The sequence below is a fragment of the Marinobacter guineae genome (genome assembly GCF_002744735.1).
In the GTDB taxonomy this organism is placed as follows: Bacteria; Pseudomonadota; Gammaproteobacteria; order Pseudomonadales; family Oleiphilaceae; genus Marinobacter; species Marinobacter guineae.
Genome location: NZ_KZ319345.1, coordinates 42,323 through 69,089 on the forward strand (window position 1 = coordinate 42,323; position 26,767 = coordinate 69,089).

The 26,767-nt window shown below is 53.2% G+C and carries 24 protein-coding genes; 9 read left to right on the forward strand and 15 right to left on the reverse strand.

Annotation, left to right across the window (positions count from 1 at the left end):
• Positions 1-10 precede the first annotated feature (10 nt).
• Together CLH62_RS20335 and CLH62_RS20340 are read right to left on the reverse strand one after the other, a co-directional pair.
• A complete protein-coding gene (locus tag CLH62_RS20335) occupies positions 11-1,078 on the reverse strand; it encodes an HD-GYP domain-containing protein (RefSeq protein ID WP_099619997.1) in 1,068 nt (355 codons plus the stop codon).
• Positions 1,075-5,838, reverse strand: a complete 4,764-nt coding sequence (locus tag CLH62_RS20340; protein ID WP_099619998.1) for a PAS domain-containing protein — start codon at positions 5,836-5,838, stop codon at positions 1,075-1,077. Before CLH62_RS20340 ends, CLH62_RS20335 begins: the two co-directional genes overlap by 4 nt.
• A 168-nt stretch (positions 5,839-6,006) precedes the next feature.
• Between CLH62_RS20340 and CLH62_RS20345 the strand changes: the two genes are divergently transcribed.
• The 4 genes from CLH62_RS20345 to CLH62_RS20360 all read left to right on the forward strand — a co-directional run bounded on the left by CLH62_RS20345 (position 6,007) and on the right by CLH62_RS20360 (position 10,619).
• A complete protein-coding gene (locus CLH62_RS20345; RefSeq protein WP_228152913.1) occupies positions 6,007-7,599 on the forward strand; it encodes a methyl-accepting chemotaxis protein in 1,593 nt (530 codons plus the stop codon).
• 84 nt (positions 7,600-7,683) lie between these two features.
• Positions 7,684-8,913 carry a sensor domain-containing diguanylate cyclase gene (locus tag CLH62_RS20350; RefSeq protein ID WP_170005836.1) on the forward strand — a complete coding sequence of 410 codons (1,230 nt, stop codon included), beginning with the start codon at positions 7,684-7,686 and terminating at the stop codon, positions 8,911-8,913.
• A gap of 28 nt (positions 8,914-8,941) precedes the next feature.
• Positions 8,942-9,271 carry a DUF3135 domain-containing protein gene (locus tag CLH62_RS20355; RefSeq protein WP_099620001.1) on the forward strand — a complete coding sequence of 110 codons (330 nt, stop codon included), beginning with the start codon at positions 8,942-8,944 and terminating at the stop codon, positions 9,269-9,271.
• A 139-nt stretch (positions 9,272-9,410) separates the two neighbouring features.
• Positions 9,411-10,619, forward strand: coding sequence for a cyclic di-GMP phosphodiesterase (locus CLH62_RS20360; protein WP_099620002.1), 1,209 nt, complete (start codon positions 9,411-9,413; stop codon positions 10,617-10,619).
• A 205-nt stretch (positions 10,620-10,824) separates the two neighbouring features.
• On the opposite strand, the gene CLH62_RS20365 is transcribed toward CLH62_RS20360, so the two are convergent.
• The 7 genes from CLH62_RS20365 to CLH62_RS20395 all read right to left on the reverse strand — a co-directional run bounded on the left by CLH62_RS20365 (position 10,825) and on the right by CLH62_RS20395 (position 15,541).
• The gene (locus CLH62_RS20365) at positions 10,825-11,184 is read right to left on the reverse strand and encodes a roadblock/LC7 domain-containing protein (protein ID WP_099620003.1); all 360 of its coding nucleotides are present in this window, start codon (positions 11,182-11,184) and stop codon (positions 10,825-10,827) included.
• A gap of 34 nt (positions 11,185-11,218) precedes the next feature.
• Positions 11,219-12,079: a 2Fe-2S iron-sulfur cluster-binding protein gene (locus CLH62_RS20370; RefSeq protein ID WP_099620004.1), complete on the reverse strand. Its 861-nt coding sequence runs from the start codon at positions 12,077-12,079 to the stop codon at positions 11,219-11,221.
• Between the two features lie 16 nt (positions 12,080-12,095).
• Entirely contained in the window at positions 12,096-12,503 is a 408-nt protein-coding gene (locus CLH62_RS20375; protein WP_099620005.1) for a roadblock/LC7 domain-containing protein, read from the reverse strand.
• Positions 12,504-12,573: 70 nt separating this feature from the next.
• Positions 12,574-12,981, reverse strand: a complete 408-nt coding sequence (locus tag CLH62_RS20380) for a hypothetical protein (protein ID WP_099620006.1) — start codon at positions 12,979-12,981, stop codon at positions 12,574-12,576.
• Between the two features lie 41 nt (positions 12,982-13,022).
• Complete coding sequence (locus CLH62_RS20385; RefSeq protein ID WP_099620007.1) at positions 13,023-14,363, reverse strand: phosphatase domain-containing putative toxin; 1,341 nt, start codon at positions 14,361-14,363, stop codon at positions 13,023-13,025.
• Complete coding sequence (locus CLH62_RS20390; RefSeq protein ID WP_099620008.1) at positions 14,360-14,893, reverse strand: GTP-binding protein; 534 nt, start codon at positions 14,891-14,893, stop codon at positions 14,360-14,362. Before CLH62_RS20390 ends, CLH62_RS20385 begins: the two co-directional genes overlap by 4 nt.
• A gap of 9 nt (positions 14,894-14,902) precedes the next feature.
• Complete coding sequence (locus tag CLH62_RS20395) at positions 14,903-15,541, reverse strand: hypothetical protein (RefSeq protein WP_099620009.1); 639 nt, start codon at positions 15,539-15,541, stop codon at positions 14,903-14,905.
• 529 nt (positions 15,542-16,070) lie between these two features.
• On the opposite strand from CLH62_RS20395, the gene CLH62_RS20400 reads away from it, so the two are divergent.
• From CLH62_RS20400 to CLH62_RS20415, 4 genes are all read left to right on the forward strand, one after another.
• A complete protein-coding gene (locus CLH62_RS20400) occupies positions 16,071-16,634 on the forward strand; it encodes a hypothetical protein (RefSeq protein WP_143752395.1) in 564 nt (187 codons plus the stop codon).
• Positions 16,634-17,002, forward strand: a complete 369-nt coding sequence (locus CLH62_RS20405; RefSeq protein ID WP_099620011.1) for a hypothetical protein — start codon at positions 16,634-16,636, stop codon at positions 17,000-17,002. Before CLH62_RS20400 ends, CLH62_RS20405 begins: the two co-directional genes overlap by 1 nt.
• A 20-nt stretch (positions 17,003-17,022) precedes the next feature.
• Positions 17,023-17,271 carry a hypothetical protein gene (locus CLH62_RS20410; RefSeq protein WP_143752396.1) on the forward strand — a complete coding sequence of 83 codons (249 nt, stop codon included), beginning with the start codon at positions 17,023-17,025 and terminating at the stop codon, positions 17,269-17,271.
• Between the two features lie 112 nt (positions 17,272-17,383).
• Positions 17,384-17,845 carry a hypothetical protein gene (locus CLH62_RS20415; RefSeq protein ID WP_099620013.1) on the forward strand — a complete coding sequence of 154 codons (462 nt, stop codon included), beginning with the start codon at positions 17,384-17,386 and terminating at the stop codon, positions 17,843-17,845.
• A gap of 130 nt (positions 17,846-17,975) precedes the next feature.
• Here CLH62_RS20415 and CLH62_RS20420 read toward each other — a convergent pair whose 3' ends face one another.
• The 6 genes from CLH62_RS20420 to CLH62_RS20440 all read right to left on the reverse strand — a co-directional run bounded on the left by CLH62_RS20420 (position 17,976) and on the right by CLH62_RS20440 (position 25,407).
• On the reverse strand, positions 17,976-18,386 hold the full coding sequence (locus CLH62_RS20420; protein WP_099620014.1) for a PilZ domain-containing protein: 411 nt from the start codon (positions 18,384-18,386) through the stop codon (positions 17,976-17,978).
• A 47-nt stretch (positions 18,387-18,433) separates the two neighbouring features.
• A complete protein-coding gene (locus CLH62_RS20425) occupies positions 18,434-19,633 on the reverse strand; it encodes a sensor domain-containing phosphodiesterase (protein ID WP_170005837.1) in 1,200 nt (399 codons plus the stop codon).
• A 142-nt stretch (positions 19,634-19,775) separates the two neighbouring features.
• Positions 19,776-21,152 (reverse strand): diguanylate cyclase domain-containing protein, encoded by a 1,377-nt coding sequence (locus tag CLH62_RS20430; RefSeq protein WP_170005838.1) that lies wholly within the window; start codon positions 21,150-21,152, stop codon positions 19,776-19,778.
• 255 nt (positions 21,153-21,407) lie between these two features.
• Complete coding sequence (locus CLH62_RS20435) at positions 21,408-23,702, reverse strand: putative bifunctional diguanylate cyclase/phosphodiesterase (RefSeq protein WP_170005839.1); 2,295 nt, start codon at positions 23,700-23,702, stop codon at positions 21,408-21,410.
• A gap of 455 nt (positions 23,703-24,157) precedes the next feature.
• Positions 24,158-24,604 carry an ABC transporter substrate-binding protein gene (locus CLH62_RS21605; protein WP_322868742.1) on the reverse strand — a complete coding sequence of 149 codons (447 nt, stop codon included), beginning with the start codon at positions 24,602-24,604 and terminating at the stop codon, positions 24,158-24,160.
• On the reverse strand, positions 24,565-25,407 hold the full coding sequence (locus CLH62_RS20440; protein ID WP_322868743.1) for an ABC transporter substrate-binding protein: 843 nt from the start codon (positions 25,405-25,407) through the stop codon (positions 24,565-24,567). Before CLH62_RS20440 ends, CLH62_RS21605 begins: the two co-directional genes overlap by 40 nt.
• A gap of 756 nt (positions 25,408-26,163) precedes the next feature.
• Here CLH62_RS20440 and CLH62_RS20445 point away from each other — a divergent pair.
• On the forward strand, positions 26,164-26,709 hold the full coding sequence (locus CLH62_RS20445) for a DUF4145 domain-containing protein (RefSeq protein WP_170005840.1): 546 nt from the start codon (positions 26,164-26,166) through the stop codon (positions 26,707-26,709).
• Positions 26,710-26,767 lie beyond the last annotated feature (58 nt).

Genomic DNA, 26,767 nt, shown 5'->3' on the forward strand with positions numbered 1-26,767 from the left:
GGGCTCTACATCATCCCGCCTCTGGTTCAACAAATTTTTCCTTTATAGCAACAATACAAGGCAGTTTTCTTAAAAAGACCTCTACCAGAGTGGGATCAAAATGCTTCCCGCTATTTTCTTTAATCAACTCAACCGCAGCCTCTACTGTCCAGGCTTTTTTATAAGGTCTCTCTGAAGTCAATGCGTCAAACACATCTGCCAGTGCCGCAATGCGTCCGGCCTGCGGAATGGCTTCACCAGCAAGGCCTTGAGGGTAGCCACTACCATCCCATTTTTCATGATGAGTCAGGGCAATGTCCCGTGCCATTCTGATCAAGTCGCTATCCTCGTCCTCTAATAACTGCGCTCCGATTGAGGCGTGGGTTTTCATGACTTCCCATTCATGGCCCTCCAGCTTTCCGGGTTTGAGCAATATGGCATCGGGTATACCAATCTTCCCGATATCGTGCATAGGGCTGGCATTCAGAATCAAATCACAGTCAGCGTCACTCCAGCCGATTTCTTTGGCCAGCAAGGCACACATATGGCTCATGCGTAAAATATGACACCCGGTCTCTTCATCACGATACTCTGCGGCCATTCCCAGACGCTGAACCACCTGCAGCCGGGTATGATGAAGCTCCCTGGTACGCTCTCGTACCATCTGCTCAAAAACATCTTTTTGATTATAGAGGACTCGGTGAGCCAGTTGAGCGTCAAGCAGATTTCGTACCCGCATCAGTAACTCATTGCGATCAAAAGGTTTGCTGATGAAGTCTCTTGCCCCGGCGTCGAGAGCCCGTAACAAATAGTCCTGGGTGCGTTGAGCGGTCAGGATCACAATCGGGGGCAGCAACGGATCGCCCAAACCCTTCAACTGATCCATGACTTGATAACCATCGATGTGTGGCATATTGATGTCCAGAAGTATCAAGTCTGGCTGATGCTCCCGGTAGGCGTTGAGGACCTCCCGTGGGTCCTGAACCAAAATCAGGTTTTCGTAACCCTGGCCTCGTAACATGCGATCCAAAAGCTTCAGATTGACCGCTTCATCGTCGACGACAAGAATGCAGGCGTGTGGGTTTGCCGCGTCGTTCATGTTTCACCCTTTGTTGATTCCAGCAATGGGCTAATCGTGTCAAGAAATTCTTTGATATTAAGGGGCTTTGTCAGGTAATCGGAAAAACTTGCAGCCTGGCCACGTCGTATGTCGCGCGGCATTGCGTTGGCGGTAATAGCAACAACCGGCGTGGTGCGGAGGTTGTCATCGGCCCTGAGGGCCTCCAGCACCTGATATCCATCCATACCGGGCAGATTGATATCCAGTAATATCAGGTCTGGATTCCTTGTTTGTGCAAGCTCCAGCCCAAGCCCCCCAGTATGAGCAGTCAGTAGGCGCAGGTGAGAAACCCGCGAAAGTACCTGGCTGACGAGTTTCAGGTTTGCGGGGTTGTCCTCCACATATAAGATAGTCCGTATCTGTTGCTCGTCAGTTTGGGTATTCCATTCCCCGACTCCCGATGAATCAATGAGTTCTCCGGCTGAGCCATCAGTGTCGCCTTCCAATGGCAAATCGAGCCAGAAAGTACTGCCAACGCCAGGCTCACTATTCACGCCTACAGAACCACCCATCATTTCCATAATACGCTGGGTTATGGTAAGGCCAATGCCGGTCCCCTCGATCTCGCTGGCATCGGCGCCAAGGCGGTTAAAGGGCTGAAATAATTCCAACAACTTCGCTTCGGATATTCCCGGGCCGGTGTCGGTAACTCGAAGCTGTAAGCGATCATCTCTACCCGGAACGGTCTCTAGCCAGACCTTGCCCCCGCTCTTATTGTATTTGATGGCATTGGAGAGGAGGTTAAGCAGCACTTGCTTAAGGCGTGTGCGGTCAGCGCGTACACTGAAGGGGCGAACAGCTTCGATATCAATTTTGATTTGTCGCTTTTGAGATAATGAGCTTACGAGAGACTGACATTCCTCGATCACCGGAAGCAGTTCGACAGGTTCCAGGGATAGGTCAATATTACCGGACTCAATTTTGGCCAGATCAAGTACTTCATTGATCAGAGTGAGCAAATGCTCCCCGGCCTTCAAAATTTCTTTCACACTGTCCTGGTGTTCCTCAGGCAGCTCGCTGTCGTACTCCATTAATTGGCCAAAGCCCAGAATAGCGTTCATGGGAGTGCGCAATTCATGGCTCATACTGGAGAGAAAATCCGACTTGGCCCGATTCGCTCTGTCGGCCTCCTCTCTTGCTGAAATCAATTCGGACTCGGTGCGTTTACGGTCCGTAATATCACGCATCAAGCCCACAAAAAAACGGGATTGGCCCACGAAAATCTCACTGACGGCGACCTCCATGGGAAACTCGTCTCCGTCGTGCCGTTTGCCCCTGACCTCAACCTGACGGTTCAGTATCTTAGTCTCTGATGTATCGAGATAATGCCGGATGTATGAATCGTGCTCAGAACGCATGGGCTCGGGCATCAGAAGTGAAACATTTTTGTCCTTCAGGTCTTGCTGGGAGTAGCCGAAAATTCGAGAGGCAGCGGGACTCGCCAGTTGGATGCTGCCTTCGGTGTCTATAACCAGCACCCCGTCAAGGACAGAGTTAACCACATGCTTGAACACTTCGAGGGTTTGCTCTGAGGCCTTGCGCTGATCGATATCGCTGTGAATCCCAATCAACCGAACTGGCTCGCCTCTTTCGCTACTCTGTACGACCGTAGCCCGGCAGAGCACCCATTTATACTGGCCGTTTTTGCAGCGCAGCCGGAGTTCAACGCTGTACTCCTCACTCCGCCCCTCCATGTAATCGGACAGCTGCTTCCGAACGTCTTCAAGGTCGTCGGGATGCACCATCCTGATCCAGGTGTCGATGGTTGGCGTCAATTCACCGTGTTCAAAGCCCAGCATTGGCTCGTAGTTACCCGTTAATGCCATCCTCCCACTGGGTACATGCCAGTCCCAGACACCATCGCCGGCTCCTTCTACTGCAAACGCGAAGCGCTGTTCCGTCTCGCGCAGCTGGTTTTCTGCCTCGACACGCTCGGTAATATCCTGCACCGTGCCAGCCAGACGAACCAACTTTCCCTTGCCGTCAAATTCTGCCCGGGCCAACTCGTGCACATGCCGGATCTGTCCATCAGGCCTGATAATACGGTGAATCACATCGTGGTGTCCGGTCTGTTCGGCCCGTCGTTCGCTTTCGTGTACTTTGGCGCGATCATCCGGATGGACAGCGGCATGAAAAGCTTCGACACTGGGCTCAATTTCACCGGGCTCGTAGCCAAAAATCCGATAGATTTCGTCAGACCAGCTTAAGCCGCCAGTGTCAATTTCAGCACTCCAGTTTCCCAATGAGGCAAGAGCCTGAGCCTCTTCCAGGGCTTTCTGCCGGCGGAAAACCTCAATTTCCGCACACTTTCGGTCGCTGATATCCTGAACAACACCCAGCATCCTCAATGGCGAGCCTTCAGGGTCACGAACTACCGCCCCTCGCTCGGCCAGCCAGCGAACGGTACCGTCAGGCCAGACCACCCGATGCTCGATCTGGTAGGGGGTATCGTCCTCAATACAAGCATTTACGGCATCGGTCACGGTTTGACGGTCATCCGGATGAATTGCCCCAAGAAAGTTCTCGTAGGACGTTTCCAGATCACCCTCCGGGTAACCGAACAAAGGCGCAATACGCTCCGTCCAGAACAGGTCACCGGTTACGATGTTCCATTCCCAGGTACCGATATTGGCGAACAACTGCCCGCGACGGAGTCGCTCCTTTGCAACCTGCTCATTCTCCTCACTCCTGGCCCGCTCCAGCGCGCTGCCAATAATCCCGGCCAGCAGGCTGAATAATTCTGTCGCTGCGTTGTTCCAGTCACGAGCAGAGTCAACCTGATCAAAACCCAGGAAACCCAGTGGCTGGTGTGTGCCTCGCTTGATAGGAAACCCACACAGTGCCCGAATGTTCAGAGACTCAAACAGTTCCCTCTCTGCTCCCGCCTCCGGGGGCAGGGCAGCTACATCGTTTACAAGAACAGGTTCTTCTTTCAATATCTGCTCCCACCACCAGGGAGCCAAGGTCAGGGGAAGGTTCTGCAATTCTTCCTTCTGCGGAGCGATGCCGGCAGCACACCATTCGTGGCTGTTGGTCATGCTCTGTCCGTCATCCGAGAGCAGGAACACATAAGCCCGGTCCGTACCCAGATGTTCCCCTGCCTGTCCAAGCACTTTCTCGATGACGGTATCCAGCTCCGAGGAATTTGCAGACAACAAGTTGGCCGAAGCATGCCCTATGACCTCCCGTGCCGCATTTTCCTCGATCTGCGCTTCCTCCCGGGCTTTAACCTCCGTGATATCGGTACGGATCGAAACGTATTGGTAGGGGCTTCCTGAACTGTCGAGGAAAGGTGTTATCGTTGTCGACACCCAGTACAGCGATCCGTCTTTGCGTCGGTTACAGATCTCGCCCTGCCAGACGTCGCCACTCGATATGGTTCGCCAGATGTCGCTATAAAAGGTTGGGGGGTGCATGCCGGATTTGACAATGCGGTGGTTCTGCCCGATCAGCTCATCCCGATTGTAACCGCTGATCTCACAGAAGCGGTCGTTAACCTCGATAATCTCGCCTTTGGTATTGGTAACGCTCACCAGAGCATGATAATCCAGCGTCAGGTGTTCACGTTCGCGTTCGTAAAGGGTCGTACGCAGGCGGCGCTGAACTTCGTCGTTCTGACGCGATCTACGCGCTCTCGCAGTGACCGCAGAGACCAGATACTCCGCTCGTGCGGGTTTGACAAGAAAATCATCGCCGCCAAGATTAAGCGCACGCAACTGCTCTCCCATGTCGGTTTCAGCAGAGAGAAACAGTATGGGAAGGCTCAGGTGATCCTCTTGCTCCCGTATCACGGCGGATAATTCCGGCCCGCTGACATCAGGCATATAGACGTCAAGGACAACCACATCCGGATTGAAGGTATTCAGAACATCGAGGGTGTCACGGGGGTTGGATAAGACGTGTACGTTCAAGCCTGCAGCGCGGAGAATCGATGCTTCAGCTTCCAGTAACACCGGGTCATCATCTACCAGTAAGATCCGGTAAGGGTCCCTCGGCATGCGACCAGTCAGATCATCGAGCAATTCAATAAGTGCAACTGGTGCGATCGGTTTGAGTAGATACCGGCTGGCACCCGCACGAAGCGCCCCGAGCCGGGCATCAAGATCATCTCGCACGGAAACGAACACGACCGGCGGAAAGTTTTCCTGTTCTGTTTTCAATTCCCTCAGGAGCGTGACACCAGCATTGTCACCTTCTGGAAAAATCATGTCGAGAACCACAGCATCGGGCAGTGGATTTTGATTGCAGGCGGCCCGAAAATCATTCAGGGCAGTAAACACTTCTACCCGGTAGCCTTCTTCGCTGAGAATTTGACGCAGTTGTCCAGCCTGTTCGACATCGTCCTCGACGAGATACACCAGAGGGGCTCCATGAGCGCGTGGTCTGGCGTCAGGGGGCAAAAGAGTGTCCCCTTCACTATCGAGACGGCTGCGCACCAGTTCTTCGATACGCACCAACCCCATGTCGATAGCCTGCCAGATCACTTTGTCTGGTGGCCCCGCAGCATTGATGATAGCTCTGAGTTTGTCATCGACCTCCCTGGCAATTATCGAAAGTGACTGCAGCCCGAAGGTGCCAGCACTGCCCGTCAGACTGTGCAACTGAAGGTGGAGGGTTTCCGCTTTGGCAGGTTGCCAGTCGGGTCCACTGAGCTCCTGATATTGAGAGCGTAGTTTTGAAATCCGATCAGGGAGTGTGGCCGAAAACTGACGCTGTAATGCCCGGAGACTATCCTTCATAGGAGCCATTCTTGATTGCCCGACGTTATCGCATTTTGTGCTTACATTATTACAATCGCCATGTATGATTATTAAACATGTTGTACAAGTCAACGGAACTTTCCTGGCCAGCTTCATTTTGGAGGCTGCGGGTTTTTAAAAAAAGAATTGAGGACACGTTTTGTGCGAGTGAACCAACCTGTTACCAACCGAAGCGTCCCGGTTAGCAAGGATGCCAATATTCTTTCCACAACCAACCCCAAAGGTCAGATCACTCACATTAACGACGAATTCGTTGACATCAGTGGGTTTACCAGGGATGAACTGGTTGGTCAGCCCCACAACATTATCCGACATCCTGATATGCCGCGAGCAGCTTACGAGCAAATGTGGGGGAACTTGAAATCGGGTAAAACCTGGTTGGGCGCGGTGAAAAACCGCTGTAAAAATGGCGATCACTACTGGGTTCAGGCGTATGCGATACCAGTAACCGGAAAGAACGGTGAGATTCTTGAACTTCAGTCCATTCGGTCGCAGCTGCCGTCCGATGCTCAGTCACGGGCAGAAAAGCTCTACGCCAAGCTGAGACAAACCCAACCGACCAAAGGGCCCGTAGAAACACCAGCTCTCAAGCGATCGGCATCCCTGCCCGTAAAACTGATCGTGACTTTGGCGATTATTTTCGGCGTGGCTGGCTCCATCCAGTTTTTAACACCGTCGTGGTACGCGGCACTGGCTGCATGGATAGGGGCGTTTGCTGTTAGCGCCGTTGCGATCATCGGCCTTACCGCCCCTCTGAGACGCTGTGTTCAAAGAGCCCGGGGCGTTATTGATAACACCGTTGCGGAGCATATTTTTACAGGTCGCCTCGACGATGTCGGCAGCCTGGAACTTGTGATAACGCAGCAGGCTGCAGAACTCGATGCCATTGTCAAACGCATGGACGACGTGATTGGTAAGCTCGACAGCCGCGCGGAGCATACCATTAACCGAAGCCAAGAAGCCCACTCGGTAGTCCAGGAACAATCTACCGCTACGGCGACGATTGCCTCGGCGAGCGAAGAAATGTCCGCCACCTCTCAGGAAGTGGCAAGCAATGCGTCCAGCATGCTGGATCAGGTCCAGATGGCCAAAGAGGGCGTTATCAACGGCCAGGGCCTGACCCAGGGGACTCGTCAAAGTATGGATGCCCTCTCAAAGGAACTCGTCGAAGCATCTAGGTCTGTCGGTCAACTCACTGAAGCCAGCCGGGGTGTTGGCCAGGCGCTAAGTGTGATTCGTGACATTACCGATCAGACCAACCTGCTTGCGCTCAATGCCTCCATCGAAGCCGCCAGAGCCGGAGATGCCGGTCGCGGTTTTGCGGTCGTCGCCGACGAGGTGAGAAGCCTTGCTCTTCGTACCAAGACGACGACCGAACAGATTAATGAAACGCTCGGTAAATTCCACGAGACAGTCTCAGCGGCAACACAATCCATGGAGAGCTGCGGCGCTCATGCCCAGAAAACAACCGAAAATGCGATTAGCTCAGAAAGTACGTTATCAGAACTCGTGAGCTACATAGATCGCATCAATGAAGCTTGTGATAGCACGGCCGCTGCAGCAGAGGAACAGCATACGGCCTCTGGTGAGATATCGGCACAAATCGTGACCATCAACGATCTGGGTGATTCTGCTATGTCGGTGGTGAAAGAAGCCGAGGAGTCCATGCAGGAGTTGAAAAAGCAGATCGGGGAAGTGGGAGGATTGGTTTACCGGTTACGTCAGCGAAATAATGGATAATTGCGCAGCCAGCGCTAAAGATTTCCCACTAAACAGGCACGCAACGGGTTAGTAGTAGCAATGAATCTGGAGAACGCGAGGTGGATGATCAGTAGTAGTCCCGATGGAGCCATTCTGATCAATCGGTCTCAAACGATCGTCGCCGCAAATCAGAAAGCAGCAGACCTGTTTGCCACCCGAATTGAAAGCCTGGAAGGAGCCCCACTGGGCACATTGATACCGGAGGATTCCGTACCAGGCCATCACGAATATGTTGCCAATTTTTTTGACCACCCCAAACCTCGCTCCATGGGAACCGGCGCTCGGTTTACTGGACGTCTCTCGGACGGCTCAGTACTGCCGGTTGATATCATGCTGAACCAAATTAAAATTGGATCAACTCTCTATGCCATGGCCGTGATCCGGGACGACTCTGAAAGAGCTACGATTGAGTCGGTGAAGAAGCAACTTGAAGCAGCCAACATGCGACTAATGAAGGCTCAGGAAGCCGGGGGATTGGCCTGGTGGGAAATGAATCTGAACACAAATCAGATGGTCTGGTCAGACACAATGCCCCGTATTGTGGGTATTAACGATGATGCGAGCCCGTCTCTGAATGCGCTTTCACAGTCATGCCTCCCGGAAGATAGGAGTCTTTTCGATGCCATTCACCAGAATCCGAGTTCCAGCGCTGGCAGAACAACAACCTTCAGAGTTCGTGATAGCCATGGGGCGATTCGCTGGATGGAAGAGACCATCCATGCAGAGGCTGAAGACGTTGTGCTGGGGGTCATTCGGGACGTAAGTGACCAAAAAGCTCTGGAGGAGAAGTTGCGGTCTGAGTCCGTCACCGATGACCTGACGAGACTCTTCAATCGGAAAAAGTTTAATCAAGACTTGAAGCGATATTATGCCGAATTCGTCCGCTCCAAGAGAAACGCTTCGGTCATTATGTACGATTTCGATCACTTTAAGAACGTAAACGATTTGTACGGACACGCTATGGGAGATCAAGTGCTTTCGCGAGCAGCGCAACTGGTCACACAGCAATTACGGCCCTCTGATCATGCCTATCGCCTCGGAGGTGAAGAGTTTGCCATTCTGCTAAGTGGCTCCAGTACCGAGGACGCCCGCATTCTGGCAGACAGAGTACGCCGAACGATTGAAACGGCGCGCTTTGCGCTTGGTGACGCGAAGGTAAGCGTTACGGTTAGTTTCGGGATAGCTAAATTCCGGAGTTCAGACCAACACTACGAGGATGCATTAAATCGTGCGGACAATGCTCTTTACCAGAGCAAGGCAAATGTTCGTAACACCATTAGCATTCTTGAGTGAATAGAAGACATCGCCAATAGGAGGGCTCATGAGCATCCCGACTTTCGATACTTTACTGGCGCTTTTGGATCAGGATCCCGTCGCATTCGAAAGGCTCAGGGAAAAACTGATTGAGGAGGAAATCCGGGATACACCTCCAGAGACCCAGCGTCGCTTGCGCGGCCTTCAATTTCAGATCGAAGCTATCAAACAAACATCGAAGAATCCGCTGGATTGTTGCGTAAAAATTCAGCGAGCTATGGATAAAAAATTGGAGGAATTTCGCAGTATTGTAAGGGATAACCACCGCTCTGGGGAGCAGCTGCCGAATCCAGACAACAACGTCATCTTTATGCAAAAAAAAGATGAGCCGCAATGAGTGGAAACAGCCAGCCTGTGGTCTTTTACCGTTTGATCCTCGGGCCGGGGATTGTGCGAGATACGCTGGAAGCTGATTGCCCTTTTCTGATCCCGATACCCTACCGTGACAGGGAAAACGTACTGCGATTCCCCACCGAATGATCAAACGCGTCCCCATCTCCGCACTCAAGGTCGGCATGTACATAACCGACCTGAACAACGACTGGATTCCCCACAACACCCAGCGCAAGCGCGGTGTGATCAAAAAAGAGGAAACCATCGAGAAAATTCGCCGCATGGGGGTGGAATTCGTCTATATCGATGCCTCGAAGGGGCTCGACACCCAGGACTCGGAAACGGCCGCCGAAGTGGATCGCCGGAACGAGTCAGCGCTTCAAAAGGCAGGTGAGCTGACGCCGGGCCTGCGACCCTATGTCCCGCTTGCCGAAGAAATGGTCATCGCCCAGCAGGTCCACAGCCAGGCTCAGGGACTGGTCGGCGAATTCATGAACCACGCCAAGGTTGGCGGTGCCATCGATGTGGTCCCCATCCATCAGCTGGCAGACGAACTTCAGAATTCTGTCCTCCGTAATGCCAACGCCCTGAGCTGCCTTGGACGAATACGGGAGAAAGACAATTATTTGCTGGAACACTCGGTGAACCTGAGTGTGCTTATGTCCCTGTTCGGGAATTATCGCGGTCTGTCTTCCGATGCTCTGCACCAGACCATCGTCGGCGCTCTGCTCCACGACCTGGGCAAGATCCTTACACCCGATGAGATACTGCACAAACCCGGTCGCCTGACTGCCGAAGAATTCGAGGTAATGAAACTTCACGCCCGCCACTCACGGGACATCCTTGCCACCACCGAGGGCATTGGTGAGCTCACCGTCATCACGGCGGCCCAGCACCACGAGCGCCTGGACGGAACCGGCTATCCGGAAGGCCTGAAGGGAGACGAGGTCTCGGAATACGGTCGCATGGTCGCAATCAGCGATGTCTACGACGCCATCACGGCAGACCGGGTCTACCACAAGGGAATGACGCCAACCCAGGGCCTGAAGAAGCTTCTGGAATGGAGTGGCAGTCATCTGGATCCGGTACTGGTCAAACAGTTTATCCGCTGCCTGGGCCTTTATCCGGTGGGCTCTATGGTTCTTCTGGAAAGTGGGCGTCTTGGGGTTGTGGTCGAGGCCAATGAGAGTGATCAAAGACTGCCGACTGTAAGGGTGATGTACCACACCAAATTCCGCATGCCGATTACGGTGGATACCATCGATCTCGCCAAGCCAAGCAATCAGGATCGAATCCTGAGATCGGTGGCCCCGGATGACTACAAAATCGATGTCCGGAAATTCTTGGCTTGATTGGTGGTTTGCCTCACCCATAATTATGGCATGCTGACGCAGGAGTGGGCTGAGGGAAAGTTCATCCCATTGCTTACGATCCATTGGACTTGCCCCGGTGCAGTAGACACTCCTGAGCTCAGCACCTCCACCTAGAAGAAGTTCAGTGGCGGGGCAGTGCTGCCAGCGTCGGGTTCTTGTCGGTTGAAACCAATAAACCTTGAGGCTATAGCAACGAGTAAATTCTTCTGGCGAATTTCCATGAGAAAATCTGTATTTTCCCAGCATTAATGTTGGCTGAAGAGATACACGCCAGATAGCCTTTGTCGAATAAGGGGAAAACAGTGACTGAGCCGGATTTTGACCTTATATAGATTTCCTCAATGTCGTCACAATTCAGTTGAAATAGGATTTTTTCACACACGACTTTCAGTTCAAGGAACAGTGCTGCGAATAAATCCTGATCGTGGGTAGGGCCGTGTTTCGCAATAACCAGACCATCCGGCGATATAATCATACTGGATTTTATGTCCTTTAAAGCCAGACAAAATTCTTCAAGTTCCTTTTCAATTTCAGCGGTCGACAATTTTCATACCTTCCTGTGATTGGCTGTTACCCTCTTACTCTTCGCGAAGCGAGTACATGCAGTCGGGACAGTAGAGCGTTCCCAACCGCAACTGATAGCGAACGGTTTCACCCTGCGCGATTTCGCTCCCACAGCTATCACAGATGGAACCAATGTCCAGGGTTATTTCGCCAAAACCTGAAACAGGGATTTCCATGTCGCCGATTTTTCGATTCCAGGGTTTATCCTTGACAATGTCCGGCCGGAAGCTGTTTTCCAACGCTACCCAGCGCGCCACCAAGTGATCGGGTAGACCATGGCGTTTCAGGCAGTCCACCATCAACGCTTCCCGATAGTCGAACAGGTCATTGGAGATCACCATCCAGTGATGGGCGTTTCGCGGTCGGTCGCCGAAGTACACCTTCTCCCCGGTGAATTTTTTCCGGAGAAACAGGTATTGTTTTTCTTGTGCCCGCTGACGGGTCACGTCATGAAAAAAGGGCGAGAGTCTCTCGTCGGAAAACGCGGCGGTGTAAAAATCGTCGAGGATGGCTGACAGCACCCGCCCGTTTTCCAGTGCTTCCCACATTTCCGGGTCTGGTGATAAAACGGTGTTGTTCTGGTGCGTATCAGCCCGTTTGTTGCCACGATCGCGTGTGTTTTTCGGCGCAATAGAGAGACTGTCGATTGGTTTGCAGCAGCATGGCAGGAAAAGTCCCTGATTGATCTGGTCGTCACTCAGCCCTTTTTGAGATTCCGGAGGGAGCGTTCCTTCCTCTGCAATATGTAAACAGGCGTGGCATGAGCCCTTGCGGCAGGAAAAAGGAAAATCCACGCCTTGCCGAAGCATTGCGTCAAGGATTGTCTCGCCAGAGTCGCAGTGGTAGCTATTTCCCAGATATTTGATTTTAAACATAATAGTTAATCATGGATCAGTAATCGTTACCGATCACCTGGTCAATTTTGGCGGCGGATTTCCGTGCCTCGAGAAAAATTCGGCCGAGATTGACTGTTGGTTTGGCAGCAACGGCCAGCACTTTATCGCCGCCGGCTTTTACTAGAAGCATCAATCCTTTCGAGCCCTCAATGAGTAGTTGCTTCATCTCGCCACGGGCGACTTCGTCGGCGGCCCTCTCTGCCAGTGCCAGTAGCGAGGCCGACATCGCTGCAAAGCGGTCCTGATCGGTATCCTTTCCAAGTACGGCGGCAATAATGTAACCATCGGTGGTCATGGTTGCCGAAGCCTCAATGTCGTTTGAGGAAGCGTTGAGTTCCCTTAAAATTGATCTCGCGGCGCTCGCTTTCGGGTGACTTTGTCCGGGGTGAGTCAAAGTATTCATTCGTACTCCCTCTGGGCCATTAAGTTGACGGCATTACTGGGTCGGGGATTAACCCGACCCAGTAGATAGGTTACAGGCTGGCCTCAACTTGTGGGAGGGCCGCACGTGCCTTGGTGAGCACCATACCCAGGTTGGCAGATTTCCGGCAGACAAAAGTTATCACGTGGTCCTGATAGCTCTTTGTGCGCATGAAAATGTGGATAAGGTTTTCGCTGTTTACAATGATTTCCTGGAAATAATGAAAATCATCCAGCGGCAGACCACGGGCCTTCTTGAACATGTTCTCGATGCTGACAACGTTGGGTCCCTGGAATAGATCGGCTGTGGCCGCAGCCAGCATTTCCAACACTTCGTCCGGGTGAGAATCTACAGTTTTAATGCCGAGAAGCATCCCGCTGGTAAGGTCTACGTAACCTCCGGCAAGGCACTCGGGAATGGTGGTAATAGCCTTCTGTAAGGCGTTATCAATGTCGGACATCGATCGCGTTCCTCTTTATTGTGTTTTTTTTGCAGACGCTCTCACGAGGCCTGCGTGGTTGTCGCCCGCTCACTCAGAAACAGGGCAAACTTCTCCAGAAACTCCACCTGGGCTTCGGATTGCACCCAGCGGGGCTCTATGCGTCGTACTTTTTCCAGCGAGTCCAGAGCGGACATGCCGTCCCAGATCAGGCAACAGGCCAGTATCGTCCCTGTTCGTCCTAGGCCGGCTCTGCAGTGGACGGCAACCACGCCCCCGTCATTGCAGAGTGCCTGGATTGTTTTGCAAAGTTCTACGGTCTGCGTGATCGACGGGGCCCCCATGTCTTTGAACGGAGACCAGATGTTTTCGATGCCATGGGCATTCAATGCATCGGTGTCAGGTTCGGTCTCTGTCAGTGTAACCAGCGTGGTGATTCCAACACGTTTCAGAGCGACGAGGTCATACTCAAGGTCCTGAACGATGCCGGGCCTGGGAGTTCCGGCGAGCTGTCCCTTTCTGAGCCAGAGGAAACCCCGTGGACCGAAGCTGTCACTCACATACGATCGCGCTGCCTCCGGCAGTGGCGCGGGTGGGGGCGTTCCCGGCGACAGGGTTTCGGGGTCGGCATCCGGTGCAGCAACGGCGCAGGAGCCACTTCTGACAAAACTCTTACCGGCCTGACTGGTCGGTTGCCTGAGAAATTCGCTGGTTTTTGCCGTTTCCTGAACAGAGCCTCCTGCGATCAAAACCGTTCGTCCGCCCAGGCGTGCGGCATGGGAAAGGTTGTGCAGCGCGATAAGAATCGAGCGATGCTGACTTTCCGCTGCAACGTACCGGAGAAGGCATTCTGCTTCGCGGTCATCCAGTCCGGTCGTTGGTTCGTCGAGCAGGATCAGTCTGGCCCCGGTTGCCGCAAGCCGCATAGCTGCGAGGTGTCGCTGCTGGGCTAGGCTCAGATGAATGACCGGTTCATTGATTTGCCCAATAAGGTCCTCAAGACCCGCTCTTTCCAACAGTCGCTTTGCCAGTTTGCGCTGTTGCAAAGGTGACAGGGAGCGTCGTTCCGGAAGATCCTGAACGATGTTGTCCAGAATGCTTGCCATCACCATTCGAGCGTTTTGCGCCGCGAGAACAGGCCGCTCTCCGGTGTCTACAAGGGGAGCACCAACGTAGTTTGCCTGACCCCAGGTGCGCAGGTTAGGGTTGGGATCGTTAAAACCTGCAAGCGTTCGGAGTAACGTTGACTTCCCGGTGCCGCTTGGACCCAGTAGTACTGTGATTCCACGATCCGGCACCTCGAGGTCGATGCTGGCCAGGACCGTTTTCTCCCGGAAAGCCACACCGAAGCCGGTTAGCGAAAGTACTGCGTTATCATCAGCAAACGGGTCGTCGGAATTCACCGCTTGACTCCCGGGTCCAGCATAGCTAGAAGCGCCTGCAGCAAGATTGTGATGTCGCTCCGTTCGCGCGCGTCTACCTCGAAGACCGGCGCCCTGATGCCGAGTTCATCGAGCTTCGTATAAAAGGAGTAAAGGCCGGGGCGATTTTTTACATCCATGCGGGTCACACCCAGAACCATTGAGCTTTTCTTGATAAAGGGCTGGAAAGCCTTGACGTAGAATTCGAGGTCCGCCAGTGGATCTTCGGTGGTATTGTCGAGTAACAGAACCAGACCCAGCCCTCCGATTGTCACAATGTCCCACATGAAACTGAAGCGCTCTTGCCCCGGCGTACCATACAAATGGATCTTCTGGCCGTTCCCTACATCAAGGGTGCCGTAATCCATGGCCACCGTAGTGGTTGCTTTGCGCTTTGATACCTCGTCGCTGGCCTTGCTTTCGGTGCTGACGACGTCAATATCACTGATGGCCTGGATTGCCGTGGTTTTTCCTGCGCCGACAGGGCCGGCAAAAATGATTTTATGTTCCACAAATCAGTCCTAGCGTCCGGCGAGTTTGGAGAGCAACGAGGTCAGCAGCGTCTGGTTTCGATGAGGGTCGAGGCGTGGTTCTTCGGCTTTTCGATTAATCGCGCGAGCAAAGCCTGCTGCACGGGCGGCACTGTAAATCTGACACATTTCCCCCATGGGCACTTTTAATAAGCGCGCTGCGAAGTAAACAGATGTTGGGTGTTTATAAAATAGCGCCAGGATTCTGAATGTGTTGGGTGAAAGGGGCAGTCTCGTGAGGTTCGGCCAGTAATCCAACTGAACGACATCGTTCCAGTGATACCCTTCCATCAGTCTGCCTTCAGAGGTGTAATAGACGGTTCGCCACATCAGTTCGTCGATGTTCCTGCCAATCGCTTTCTTATAGTCGTTGCTCTCTTCTTCGGACAGGACACGTAGACGGCACTTCGCGGCAGGCAATTGAAGGAGTTCGGGTAAATCCGGCCCTTCAAAAAAATATTCTCCCCGGCTAGCAAGAAGGATCAGGTCTCCATGAGTTTCCGAAGAAAGGAGAATATTCTGTTTATTTGCGACTGCTCGTCGCAGGCTCGTGATCAGGTAATGATTGGGATCAAAAAAAACTGCGGTGCCGGCGATGGTCGTATTGTTGGAGAGTGTTCTGGTGTCCATTAAATCTCACAGGAAAACATAAGTTTTTTCAGTCGATGACTAGTTCAAGTATCCAGTTTGCCTGATGGACAGTTACGACTGTGTCTCGCCCTGTTTGCGGAGTATGTGTCGTCGAGGGACGGTGATCATGCTTCTGAATCCTTGTATATTATCTTTGGTTATATACATGACTAAGAGAATAGTAGATGTAGGGGGCGTGTTAAACAAGGGGAAAATGTGTGATTCCTGTACATATAGGGCTTGCTTGTGTAAAAGCTGCGTAACGGGATGTTGTTCGTCGGTGCAGTATTGTTGTTTTGGACTTGCCCCGGTGCAGTAGACACTCCTGGCCTATGAGCGAGGCGCGAAGGTGCCCATCCCATCACTTACGATTCATGCCCACACTGCCCCATCACTAGGTTTGTTAGCATTCGTGCGTTTGTATTTCTTTCGTTGGAATTCTGTAACACTTCACATCAGGCGGAGGCCTGCCAAGCCACTCTGATCTAAGCTTGCAGGAATACGCATTCCACGCCAGAAGCACCGAAAATTGAAAAAGACTCTCCTCGCAGTACGCTCCTTTGCTTGTCTTGCGGTGCTGGCGCTTTTGCTGACCGGTTGCGCCTTTTCCGGTGGCGGCAGGAGCATGGATGACCCAACCAATTCACTTGTTTTCGGATTTATTGATATGGACGACGCGCCAACGGATGTCAGTTACGCGAAGCTGCAGCAAGCTGCTCCCAAAACTGAATCCGGTTTCTGGACCATGTCTGCCGAGGACGGCATTCTTTACAATCAGTACCTGCCTTCCGGTAGTTTTCAAATGTCGCGATTTGGTGGCCACTCGTTTTGGTGGGGCGAACATGTCTATGATTTCCCCACTTACGGGCGTAACGAGACTGCGATCCAAATCGAGCAGCCCGGCATTTACTTTGTGGGAGCCTATGCCTACCGGGATGCAGAAAGTGGCTTTTTTGAGTTCGGAAAATTCTCGATTGAATTGTTGGACGACCCCACAGAAAAAGCGCTTCTGCTAAAGATACAGGAAATGGACTGGGTGCGCGCAACCCAATGGCAGGAGCGAATACGTGATCGTCTGCAGGAGCTCAACTGATGCCCGACAATCGTCGATTCGAGGCGCGTTTCGCTCTGCTGAATGTATTAATCGCTGTTTTGACCGGATGCGTTGTACCCTCGTCGTCGATCCAGCAAGTCACAAGCCTCGCCCAATTGAACGGCAACACCATCCTCGTGATCGGAGAAGTTCAGCTAGTGCCCGCTCTTGCATCGGATGAGCAGCTCTTGGACGACAATTATGAGGAATTTCGCAATACGGCCATCCTCATTGTCGATGAGGACTTACGCCAGCCAGAAGACGATCTGACACTCGGCGGATTGCGCCGGAGCATCAGGACCCCTTGGGCGAAACATTCTTCGTGGCTTACGAAAACAGGCCGTTCGTTAACACCAAATCTTGGCTAGTAATGGATGCCAGAATTCGAATGGTCGCCCCGGACGCCGTTATCCGGCCTGCAAATGCGCCGTTGCATGGCGTATTCGGCGTCAATGTGCAGCCAGAGGAGCGGGCCGTATATATCGGCACCATACGCTATCACCGCGACGCGTTCTTCAGTACGGTAAAGGTCGAAGTGATGGATCAGTTTGCCCAGGCTCAAGAAGCCTTTCAGCACAAGTTTGGCGGTCGATTGAGTTTGCGAAAAGAACTCGCGGTTCTCTTGCACCCCGAGTGAGTCTCTACCCTCCAGTCTCAGGCATCGAATGCTTCGTTGGTCCCGAGACTTTCCAGGCATACCGTTGCCGACCATAGCTAGGCAGCGAACGTGAAGCGTTGCATGCATCTGTATGAGAGAACTAATTGAGTTCGTCGTTAAAGTGTTTTCGGTCTATCTGATCTTTCGCACTCTAGGAACCTATATTCCCCATGCGTTGACGCCCGAGGTCTTTAACGCGTCGAATTCGTTGCACTTCGGTTACTTCGCGGCGAGTCTGAGCGTGCCCATCGTCGTCGGAATCGTTTTGTGGGTTAAAGCGCCACACATTTCCGAAACCGCTTTTCCCATCAAACGCTCGGGGACTCCAGCGGGTGAGTGCGCAATGATGGCCACCGGTTTGATGTTGCTAGGCGTGGATGTGGCGGTGCGCTCAGTCAGCGTTGTGCTTAACCAGCTCGGCTCTGGTACGCCGATAAACTATGGCTGGGTTTGCATCCTGTTTCTGTCCGTCGCGGTCGTTTTAGGCCACAAGGTTATCGTAGAGGGATTACGCAAGGTTTGCACCGAGAGCAACGGTACAAGACTCACGTGAGTATCCCGCAGTACCCTCCAACTCCCAGGCCTCATCTGATACGGAGGATCCTAAACTCGCTCTAGAGTACTGGTGACCACCACGATACTGCGGGCGGGCCTCCCCGGCTCCTCGAAGGGGGCTGACCAGCTCACGTTGAGTTATGGGTGTCGGCAAGCAGCTCGGAGATATACCGGTCGAGGTCATCAAAACCATTGCCTTCAAACCCCGTGAACTGAATGCCGATCTGAAATTCATCCCGGGCGATGCGGCGAACATACACCATCGTACCGTGTGCAACGATAGAAACCGGCTGTGCGGCACCATCCGGCACGGCAAACCGCATCGTCACGGTATTGCAGTTGCCCGTAGCAGGCGCCTTTTTATCCGGCATGAGTTGTTCAGCGCTCTGCTGGTTACAAGAGATCATCGCGCCGGTGCGTGAGAGGTTGGAGAGGGAACAGGTCAGGTCGCAGCCGCGCGGCATCTCAATGACCGTGTCCGCGCGAACTTCCACCCGTTGCTGGTTGCGCAGATTTCGTTTGGCGGCCACTGATTTCATGTTTAACACTCTTACGTCCTTGATAGCATTTAAGGCGTCGTTCCGTATCAAGCCAACTCTGCAGGTTTGCCGATGTAGTAGCCCTGTACCTTGTCCACTCCCAGCTCCTTAAGCACATCAAACTCTTCTTGTGTTTCGACGCCCTCGGCAACGACTTGCGCCCTTACGCGCTGAGCGTAGGAAACAAGCGCCGCTGCCAGCGCCTGTTTCTTCCGATCGCAGTGTATGTTCCGGATCAGATTAAGATCCAGCTTGATAATATCCGCGTCCAGTTCCAGAACATGCTGCAACGATGCGTATCCGGACCCCGCATCGTCGATGGCAAGTCGGGCCCCCATTTTACGAATGGACTGAACGGAATCTCGAAATTCCGGATAGTCCAGTATCTGAGAGTGCTCGGTAACCTCCAGTACGATCCTGTGAGCATCCTTGCGATTCAGAAGATTGCCGACCGCACCCGATAAAATGGCGGCGGGAGAGGCATTGATACTCAAAAAACAGGACTCAGGAATCTTGGGCAATTGCGTGAGCGCCAGGTCAATCGCCAACGTCTCCAAAAAATCACCCAAACCCACCTGTTCGGCCTCGCTGAACCAAATGTCGGGTGAGCGATAGGGCTCGGTGTTGAATCGGGCCAGCGCCTCATACCCACAAATCGCAGCGCCCGTGATCGACCAGATCGGCTGAAAATGCATGGTTAACTCCTGGCTTGAGCTCAGGCCCTCGATTCGCGACCGTATCTGGTTGTCATGCCGTTGCCGATGTCGATGAAACTCGATCCGATCTGCAATGACGTCGGCCACAAACGCCAATAATGAAGGGTCTCGGGTCTCTAACGACGGATCGCTGGAATGCTTCAGGCAACACAGTGTGCCGTAAATTTCGCCATCGGAAAGATAAATGGGCACGCCCAGATACGCACCAATGGACAGCTCGTTCGTGACGTCCATCGCACGTGTTATTGCATTCGATCGGGCATCGGGAATGATTGAGGGGAGCTCGCCGTCTGCAATCTTTCGGCAGTAGGTTTGGCTCTGAGGGTGGGAAAAACAGAAGCCTTCGGACGACAAGTCTGCGTTGTTATCCGACTCCACGAACACCATGGTTCGGGTGCCATGCTCAAACTTTCCAATGAATGCCATGTCCATTGAAAAACTACGTCTCAACATGCCTAAGAGCTTGGCTATTGAAACGCCGAACGCTTCGTCGAAATAATCGGGCCCTGATCGTACCGTGCCAACCGCCATCGTAAGAACTCCCTTTGTACCTGTCTTAAAGCTATTGCTCATCTGCGGCCGTAACCCAGTCGATTGCCGGTTTCTGGCGTTTGATGGCCCCTGGCCCCCATCCATCCGGTGTTCTGGGCTGTGCTTTGATTGAACGGGAAAGCTATCTAGACTTTATACGTTCCTTTTTGGCATACATCGCTTCGTCCGCTCGCTGCAAAAGCTCGTCCGCCTCCAGACCCTCGTCAGGAAACAACGCAACGCCAATGCTCGCTTTCACCGATAAACAGAGAGTCCCATTGTTCAAGCGGAAAGGATCTTTCAGCGATTCCAACAGTTTGACAACAACCGCATCGGCGTCCTTCCCACTCTCAAGCCCCGGCAGGAGGACGGTGAATTCGTCACCGCCGTAACGGGCGAGGGTATCCCCCTCGCGCAAACACCCCTTCAAGCGCACGGCGACACTCTTTAACAACTGATCGCCCATGTTGTGCCCGAACGTGTCATTGACGGCCTTGAAGTCATTCAGATCAATAAACAGCGAGGCCAGTTTCTGCTCCGTTCGGCTGGCTTGGCTGATGGCCAGCGCCAGTCGATCCAGGAACAGGGTCCGGTTCGGCAAACCCGTTAACGCATCGTGCGATGCCTGAAACTCCACCAGCGCCTGTTTTTTCTTTCGTTCAGTGATGTCTCTTGCCACCGCTAAAAGCTCTGCGTGTATTGACAGGTGCCCCTCGTTGTCCGGGAGCCAAAGCTCCTGATCCCGCGTAGGGACCACCGTGAGCTCAAAAAACGGGCTCGACGCCTGGTCCCGTTTGCGAAGCCTTATTTCGAGGGTTGCGGGATCCCCAAGCGAATGCTTATCCAGGAGTGACGACACTTTGGCCACATCGCCCTCGTCAATCAATAAGCTGAACGGCTTGCCTAACAATTCCTGCTGTTCGAAGCCGAGGAGGGGTTCTACCCGACGATTAACAAAGTTGATACGGCCACGATCATCGAGCGAAAAAACGATGTCCGGAAGCTGGTTGAGCATTTTCGGAAAAAAGTGGGCCGTGGGGTTCCGCGACTGCTCGGCTTTGTTCCCGGTGCTCTCCCTTGTTCGGACACGTACCCCCTCACGAACGACCCGGATAAGTTCGTCGACGTCGTAGGGCTTGCGCAAATAATCGAACGCGCCATATTGTAGGGCGCGCCGAAGGGTCCGGAAGTCGGCGATGCCGCTGATCATCACGACGGGGATATCCATTTTGTTGGCGTTGAGCCACGAGAGAACATCAAGCCCTCCCATTCCGGGCATGCAAATGTTCAATAGAATCAGGTCGTAATGATTTAACCCGACCTGCCTGCACAGGGCATCTCCGTTGCTAACGCCGTCCACGTCGAAACCTTGTTCACGCAATATTGAGCAAAGGCTTGCAAGCAATCGGGGTTCATCGTCGCCCACCAGCAACCGTCCCGGTTTCTCACCAGCCTGGGTCGTGTGTGCGGCGGGTTGTGTCACCTTTGACCGGGGCGGATTGTCACTGCGTTGAGGCACGGCTGACCCCCTATCCTTCGGCAAACCACGGTACCTGACTGATTTTGGGGTCGTGATCTCGTCGAGAACCAGCGATGCCAGCCAGATGCATCTTGCCTTCACACTCAAGTGCTAAGTATAGAACTCATAGAACACACGTGCCGAATACATTTTCAAAAAACACCATGGGTTTCCTGGGTGACACCGACGCCGGTTCAGACTCAGTGGCCGTGAGCTCGACAGGAAAAGGACTGGTTTGGCGGACGTGTTCCTGTTTCAACGACGGTTCGAGAACTCGTCAGCCCAGGCCAGAGCCTCGTCAAGTGGTAGGGGGACACTGAAATAGTACCCCTGGCCAAAATCGCACTTCAGTTTGCGCAACGCCTGGGCCAGGGCTTTCGTCTCAACACCTTCGGCCACGACGCGACGATTAAAACGCTTCGATAAGCTGACGATGGATTCAACAATAGCCCGGTCACTGGGATTACCCAGCATCCCCATCACAAACGATTTATCAATTTTTATCTCATCGACGGGCAGGTCCCGAAAATACGTGAGCGACGAAAAGCCTGTGCCAAAATCATCCAGGGAGACCGTTACCCCCAGTGCCTGGCAGGCTTCGACCGTGTGTGTGGCAGTACTCACATCTTCTATCGCCGTACTCTCCAGGACTTCGAGCACAAGACGCCGGCGCAACTGGGTACTAACGCCTCTGAGGTGAGCTTGCAAAGCAGGAATGAAATCGTCGGCCAGGAAATGATGAGGGCTGATGTTGATACTGATGGTGTAGCGTTGATCATCGGCTTCGAATTGACGAAGGGTCGTTAGTGCCGTTCGGATGACGAAGTTTCCCAAAACAGACTCGTACTTCGTCGACTCTGTCGCCCCAAGAAAATCGTAGGGCAACAGCAGCCCGCGCTCGGGATGATTCCAGCGTATGAGCCCTTCGAATCCATCAACAGCCCCGGTCCGGAAATTGATTCTCGGTTGATAGAAAAGCTGAAACTCCGAGCGCTTGAAGCCTGTCTCGATGCTTTCGAGAATCCGCCGCTGCTCCCTTCGCGCCTCATGATCGTCAATGTCAAACGTCACAAACTGACCCGCCCCCGACTCTTTCGCCCGATACAAGGCCAGACTGGCGTGACGAAGGAGAATGTCGGGATCACTCTGGTCAAGTGGGTAGACGGTCACCCCCATGCTGGCTGAGAGCGCAAACGTAGTGCTGGGACCCGCAATCGGTTCCGCGATCGCGCTCAGGAGTCTGCGATACGCCGATGGGCCTGCGTTCGCATCTCGCAGGGTTACGAGAAACTCATCGCCCCGGAGTTTCGCGACCAAGTCCCGTGGTCGAATGGCATTTTTCAGCCGCAGGGCGATTGTTTTGAGGACCTCGTCACCACAAGCCTGACCGAATCGATCATTGATGCGTTTAAAGCCGTCCACGTCAATAATGCACACTGAGAGGCTGGAGCCCGCCCTATCGGCTTCGTGAACCTCGCGCATTAACCGTTTGGTGAGCATCGGCCCACTCGGCAAGCAGGTCAAGGCATCGTAGTTCCGGGCCCTTTCCACTCTGCGCTCATTCCGGGCTGTCTCAATTTTCAGACGATGCCGGTCAATCAGCATGCCAACCGTTTGACTCAGTGGCTTGAGCTCATCTGCAAGTTCCTGTGTGTAGCCTTCAGGGCGATCGGCCAGGCCAATGAGGCCGATCACGGATTCACCAGAAAAGACGGGAATGCCCATGTAGGTCGACAGTGAGGGATGTCCCTTCGGAAAGCCTCGGATTCGGGTGTCGTTGGCGAGATCCTGGGAGATAACGACCCGGCCTTCTGAAATCGCAGCCCCGAGCAAATTGTCCAGTCGCCGAAACACCATGCCTTCGCGTTGAATACGCTTGAGTAAGGCTGCACCCTGGGGGCACTGAGGCTCGTCTGATAAAGCCAACAGTTTGATAAACGACCCGTCCATGGCATCGTGAGAGACGCTCCCAATGAACCCCATCGGACTGTGGGTCAACGACAGAATGCTCTTGAGGAGCGTGTCGTACGCGGATTGACAATCGGTGGGGTTCAGGAGGAGTTCCTGAGCCCGGCAAATGGACTGGACAAGCGTGGTGGGATCAATGGATGGTTGATCGGGTATAAGGCGGCCTTCCATGGCTTGTCTGATTAGAAGACTGAGTCGACGGAACATCGTTCGCTGGGTTACACCAAATTGCCGAGGTTGGGCGTCCATGATTCGCACCAGAGCAATCTGGTCGTTTCGCGCCCCTTGTACCGCGAGTTCTGCGTAAAAGCGGATGTCGGAATACCCGAGCGTCAGCAGGTACTCCGACGACTCTGCATTCGATGAAACATCTTCTTCGACGAACACGGGATCCGGCCGTCCATCGGGCGTCTCACTGCCCATAGTTGGATCGGCGAAGGACCCGATGGGAGCGTCACTGTCCGATACAACCGACGACAGCCCGTTAGCACCTGGTATTGACAGCAGTACCGAATCAACCTCCAACGAACGTTGAATGGACTCGCAAATCAGCGTGAGCTTTTCAGCGAGCTGCTGATCCATTGTCCCCTTGATCTCATGGTGCGGGCGTTCGGCCTCATGAGATCGCCATACGAAAATTCCGTTTTCCATCGTAGTTTAGCTAGCTGCATAAGAAGATGAATGAAGTGAATACGCTGGCTCGAACAGGAGCGTCAAGAGCCTCTTCCTTGGCGCTCGGTGCGCCTACGAGCGGCTGGTTATGAAACGAGCCCATGACGAACCGTTAATCGTTTATTAAAAAAAGAATATTGATTCACAGTTTGGAGAACGTCCAATTCACGAGCGTTAAAAAATGTAACCGCTTGAGCCCATCAAGCTGAGAAACGGTGCCGGCTACCCCAGTGATCGATGTCCAGCATCGGAAACAGAGAAGCGCCATGGATGCTTAACCCTCGAAAACGAGTCGATCCCGCGTCGGATTGAAAGACAGGAGCACCCCGCCAACCTCTGTTAGTTTGCGGGGGCTACCTCAATCATCACAAGTGGGGTGGCTTGTTGGCCGCTTCGCGTTCCGCGCGCCATTGTGCGAAGGTCTGGGCAGCCTCCTCACCACTGAGCGAGCCGATGACTTCAAAGAAATCGCTACGCAGCCGGTCACTGACCACCTCCTCTCGCTTTTTGCTCCGAACGACGTAGATGGTTTGCAGGTTCTGGTGATCAAAGGCGCGCCATTGTTGCCGGTCTTTCAGGAGCGTGTACTCATGGCCTTCCAGCGCTTTGATCAGCGCCTGCGTGTCGGTCGTCCCGGCGCGCTCGACCGCTTCTTTGTACGCATAGACAATGCCATAAGCCGTCGCCGCCGTGGAGGTCGGTCTTATGTCATAGGCTTCGGTAAATGCTTCCGAAAACTGCTGGCCGCGGAGGAACCCCAGTTGGTAGGGAATCATCCACTCCCAAGGCGTTGTGGAAATAACGTCCTCCATGATCGTTGCCCCCACATCTGGGCAATGCCGAGCGTGATGTTGGGCAGTACAATGCGCATCTTGTCTTTCAGGCCCATTTCATAGGCAACCTTGAGCGCTCTTACCAGGTCGTCGCCGTACAAGACCAGGATCAGGACATCGGCTTCACTGGCTTCTGCGGCTTCGAGTGCTTTTTTGAAATCCTTGATGAAGGCTCTTGGAAAAGGTGTTAACGCGTTCGGATGGGCGTTCTTGTCAGATGTGTTCGTGAACTCACGGATGGATTCTTCCGACGACCAACCCCATGTGTAGTCGGCTGTCACGTAGAAGTACTTTGCATCGCCAAACGTTGTCGTCAAATACCGGCCAAGCGCGTTGGCCGTCATCCAGGCATTCGGGTATTCGCGAAACATGTGGTCATGTCCCTCGCTGCCGGTCGTCGCATTGGCCGAGGTTGTCGTACCAAAGTAGAGTCGCCCGAGATCTCTCGCGACCTTGCCGGAAGTGATGGCCACGGCGCTGGACGCACCGCCAAAGACCATGTCGACCTTTTCCTGAGTGATCAGCTCCCTGGTGTTGGCGGCTCCACGCTCCGGAGATCCTGAGGTGTTGCGGATGACAAGCTCAACGTCTCGACCCAGAATTCCACCCGACTTATTGATTTCGTCCACGGCCAGGAAGGCGGCCAGTCTTTGCTGCAGGCCCAGGTCCTTATATCGTCCGGATTGCGGATAATTGAAGCCCAGTTTTATGGTGTCAGCCATAACTGAAACACTGCACAGCAGTAATAGAAATCCTGCAAACAGAGATGTTTTTTTATTCATTGCTGAAAGCCTCCGATGCTTTTTTAATCTTATTGTTGATCGAGTACTGTATCTCTGTTTCCTGATAAAAGTCAGGAATCGCAGAGTAAGGAAAAGCACGGTTATCGTTACGAAATGTAGCGTTTTAATTCCGTATCTTGCTCGCATTATGACAGGCCGCATTGCCGATGTAGTCCTTAACGTTCTATTGTAAACATCCCTGTTTTAGTTGCACTGCTGACTAGAGTTTTCCGCCCGTTGGTGTTTCGCCAAGTAAGTGTGGCGTCAGGTCTTCAAATGCATCCGAGCAGGCGTGACCCCACCCAAGCAGGCATCGGGTTAGCTGAGGGGGGCGGGTCATGGCGAAAAAGGTCCGCTTTGTGGTCAATCTGGACGTTCGCTTTGCGACCGCAGCCCTTACCAGGTTTAAACAAAAGCGAACATTCGATTGAGGGCTTGCCTCCACAGCCTCCAGGCTAATCACAGTAATTTCATCCAGTATGATTGACGGTGCAAATTGCAGACGCTGAATGATCACATGGCTGAGATGGTCATGCTAGGCTAAGCTATTGTTTTATCAATTTATGTGTAGCGCGATTGACGGTTCAAAGTCTGTGATAACGACGCAGTCAAATTTTTGCAATGATGAATCGCGCTGCCTAGCTGCTGGGCATTGAAGGTATGGCGATAGGAAGCACGATAAGGGTCTACTGCGGGGAGTGTAAGCGTCCCACAAATCACGCTGTGATAGCGGAACGGTCCGTGGATCCGCACCCAATGGAAGTCGAGAAGTGGGGTGAGAACCACTATTTTTGCCAATGTGCAGGCTGTGACAGTTACGCGTACGCGATTTCTGAATGGGATGAGGGCGACTGGAATCCTCACATCGGCGAGATGGACTTGAGGTGGCGAACTTACCCTAAGTCAAAAACTCAACGTCAGACCTTCAATGAAGATTATTTGCTGCCACCGAAGATTCGATCGATTTATCGTGAAATTGTTGGAGCAATGAATGCTCAGTTGCCTTTGTTAACTGCTATTGGGCTGCGCGCATTAATCGAAGCAATCTGCAAAGATCGGGGAGTCAAGGGGAGTAACCTTGAAAAGCTAATAGATGGCTTGGCCAGCAACGGGATACTTTCAAATAACCAAGCGGCTATACTGCATGGTCATCGCTTTCTCGGGAATGTCGCGGCTCATGAGATAGAGGTCGCGCGTCCGCCGGAGCTGGTAGCTGCCTTAGAAATTGCTGAGGCAATGCTAAGGACGATCTATGTATTGCCGGAGCTCTCGAACCAGATCACTACTGGGCGAAAGCCTTAACAATTCCAGGCACGGCGACGCATACTGCATTGCGGCTTTGCCTCCACTACAAAGCTGC

What these genes read in the sequence shown, in the direction of transcription:
- CLH62_RS20335 (WP_099619997.1), bottom strand. Translation starts at nt 1,078, where the DNA reads ATGAACGACGCGGCAAACCCACACGCCTGCATTCTTGTCGTCGACGAT.
- CLH62_RS20340 (WP_099619998.1), bottom strand. Translation starts at nt 5,838, where the DNA reads ATGAAGGATAGTCTCCGGGCATTACAGCGTCAGTTTTCGGCCACACTC.
- CLH62_RS20350 (WP_170005836.1), top strand. Translation starts at nt 7,684, where the DNA reads ATGATCAGTAGTAGTCCCGATGGAGCCATTCTGATCAATCGGTCTCAA.
- CLH62_RS20355 (WP_099620001.1), top strand. Translation starts at nt 8,942, where the DNA reads ATGAGCATCCCGACTTTCGATACTTTACTGGCGCTTTTGGATCAGGAT.
- CLH62_RS20360 (WP_099620002.1), top strand. Translation starts at nt 9,411, where the DNA reads ATGATCAAACGCGTCCCCATCTCCGCACTCAAGGTCGGCATGTACATA.
- CLH62_RS20370 (WP_099620004.1), bottom strand. Translation starts at nt 12,079, where the DNA reads ATGTTTAAAATCAAATATCTGGGAAATAGCTACCACTGCGACTCTGGC.
- CLH62_RS20375 (WP_099620005.1), bottom strand. Translation starts at nt 12,503, where the DNA reads ATGAATACTTTGACTCACCCCGGACAAAGTCACCCGAAAGCGAGCGCC.
- CLH62_RS20380 (WP_099620006.1), bottom strand. Translation starts at nt 12,981, where the DNA reads ATGTCCGACATTGATAACGCCTTACAGAAGGCTATTACCACCATTCCC.
- CLH62_RS20395 (WP_099620009.1), bottom strand. Translation starts at nt 15,541, where the DNA reads ATGGACACCAGAACACTCTCCAACAATACGACCATCGCCGGCACCGCA.
- CLH62_RS20405 (WP_099620011.1), top strand. Translation starts at nt 16,634, where the DNA reads ATGCCCGACAATCGTCGATTCGAGGCGCGTTTCGCTCTGCTGAATGTA.
- CLH62_RS20410 (WP_143752396.1), top strand. Translation starts at nt 17,023, where the DNA reads ATGGTCGCCCCGGACGCCGTTATCCGGCCTGCAAATGCGCCGTTGCAT.
- CLH62_RS20415 (WP_099620013.1), top strand. Translation starts at nt 17,384, where the DNA reads ATGAGAGAACTAATTGAGTTCGTCGTTAAAGTGTTTTCGGTCTATCTG.
- CLH62_RS20420 (WP_099620014.1), bottom strand. Translation starts at nt 18,386, where the DNA reads ATGAAATCAGTGGCCGCCAAACGAAATCTGCGCAACCAGCAACGGGTG.
- CLH62_RS20425 (WP_170005837.1), bottom strand. Translation starts at nt 19,633, where the DNA reads ATGGCGGTTGGCACGGTACGATCAGGGCCCGATTATTTCGACGAAGCG.
- CLH62_RS20435 (WP_170005839.1), bottom strand. Translation starts at nt 23,702, where the DNA reads ATGGATCAGCAGCTCGCTGAAAAGCTCACGCTGATTTGCGAGTCCATT.
- CLH62_RS21605 (WP_322868742.1), bottom strand. Translation starts at nt 24,604, where the DNA reads ATGGAGGACGTTATTTCCACAACGCCTTGGGAGTGGATGATTCCCTAC.
- CLH62_RS20440 (WP_322868743.1), bottom strand. Translation starts at nt 25,407, where the DNA reads ATGAATAAAAAAACATCTCTGTTTGCAGGATTTCTATTACTGCTGTGC.
- CLH62_RS20445 (WP_170005840.1), top strand. Translation starts at nt 26,164, where the DNA reads ATGGAAGTCGAGAAGTGGGGTGAGAACCACTATTTTTGCCAATGTGCA.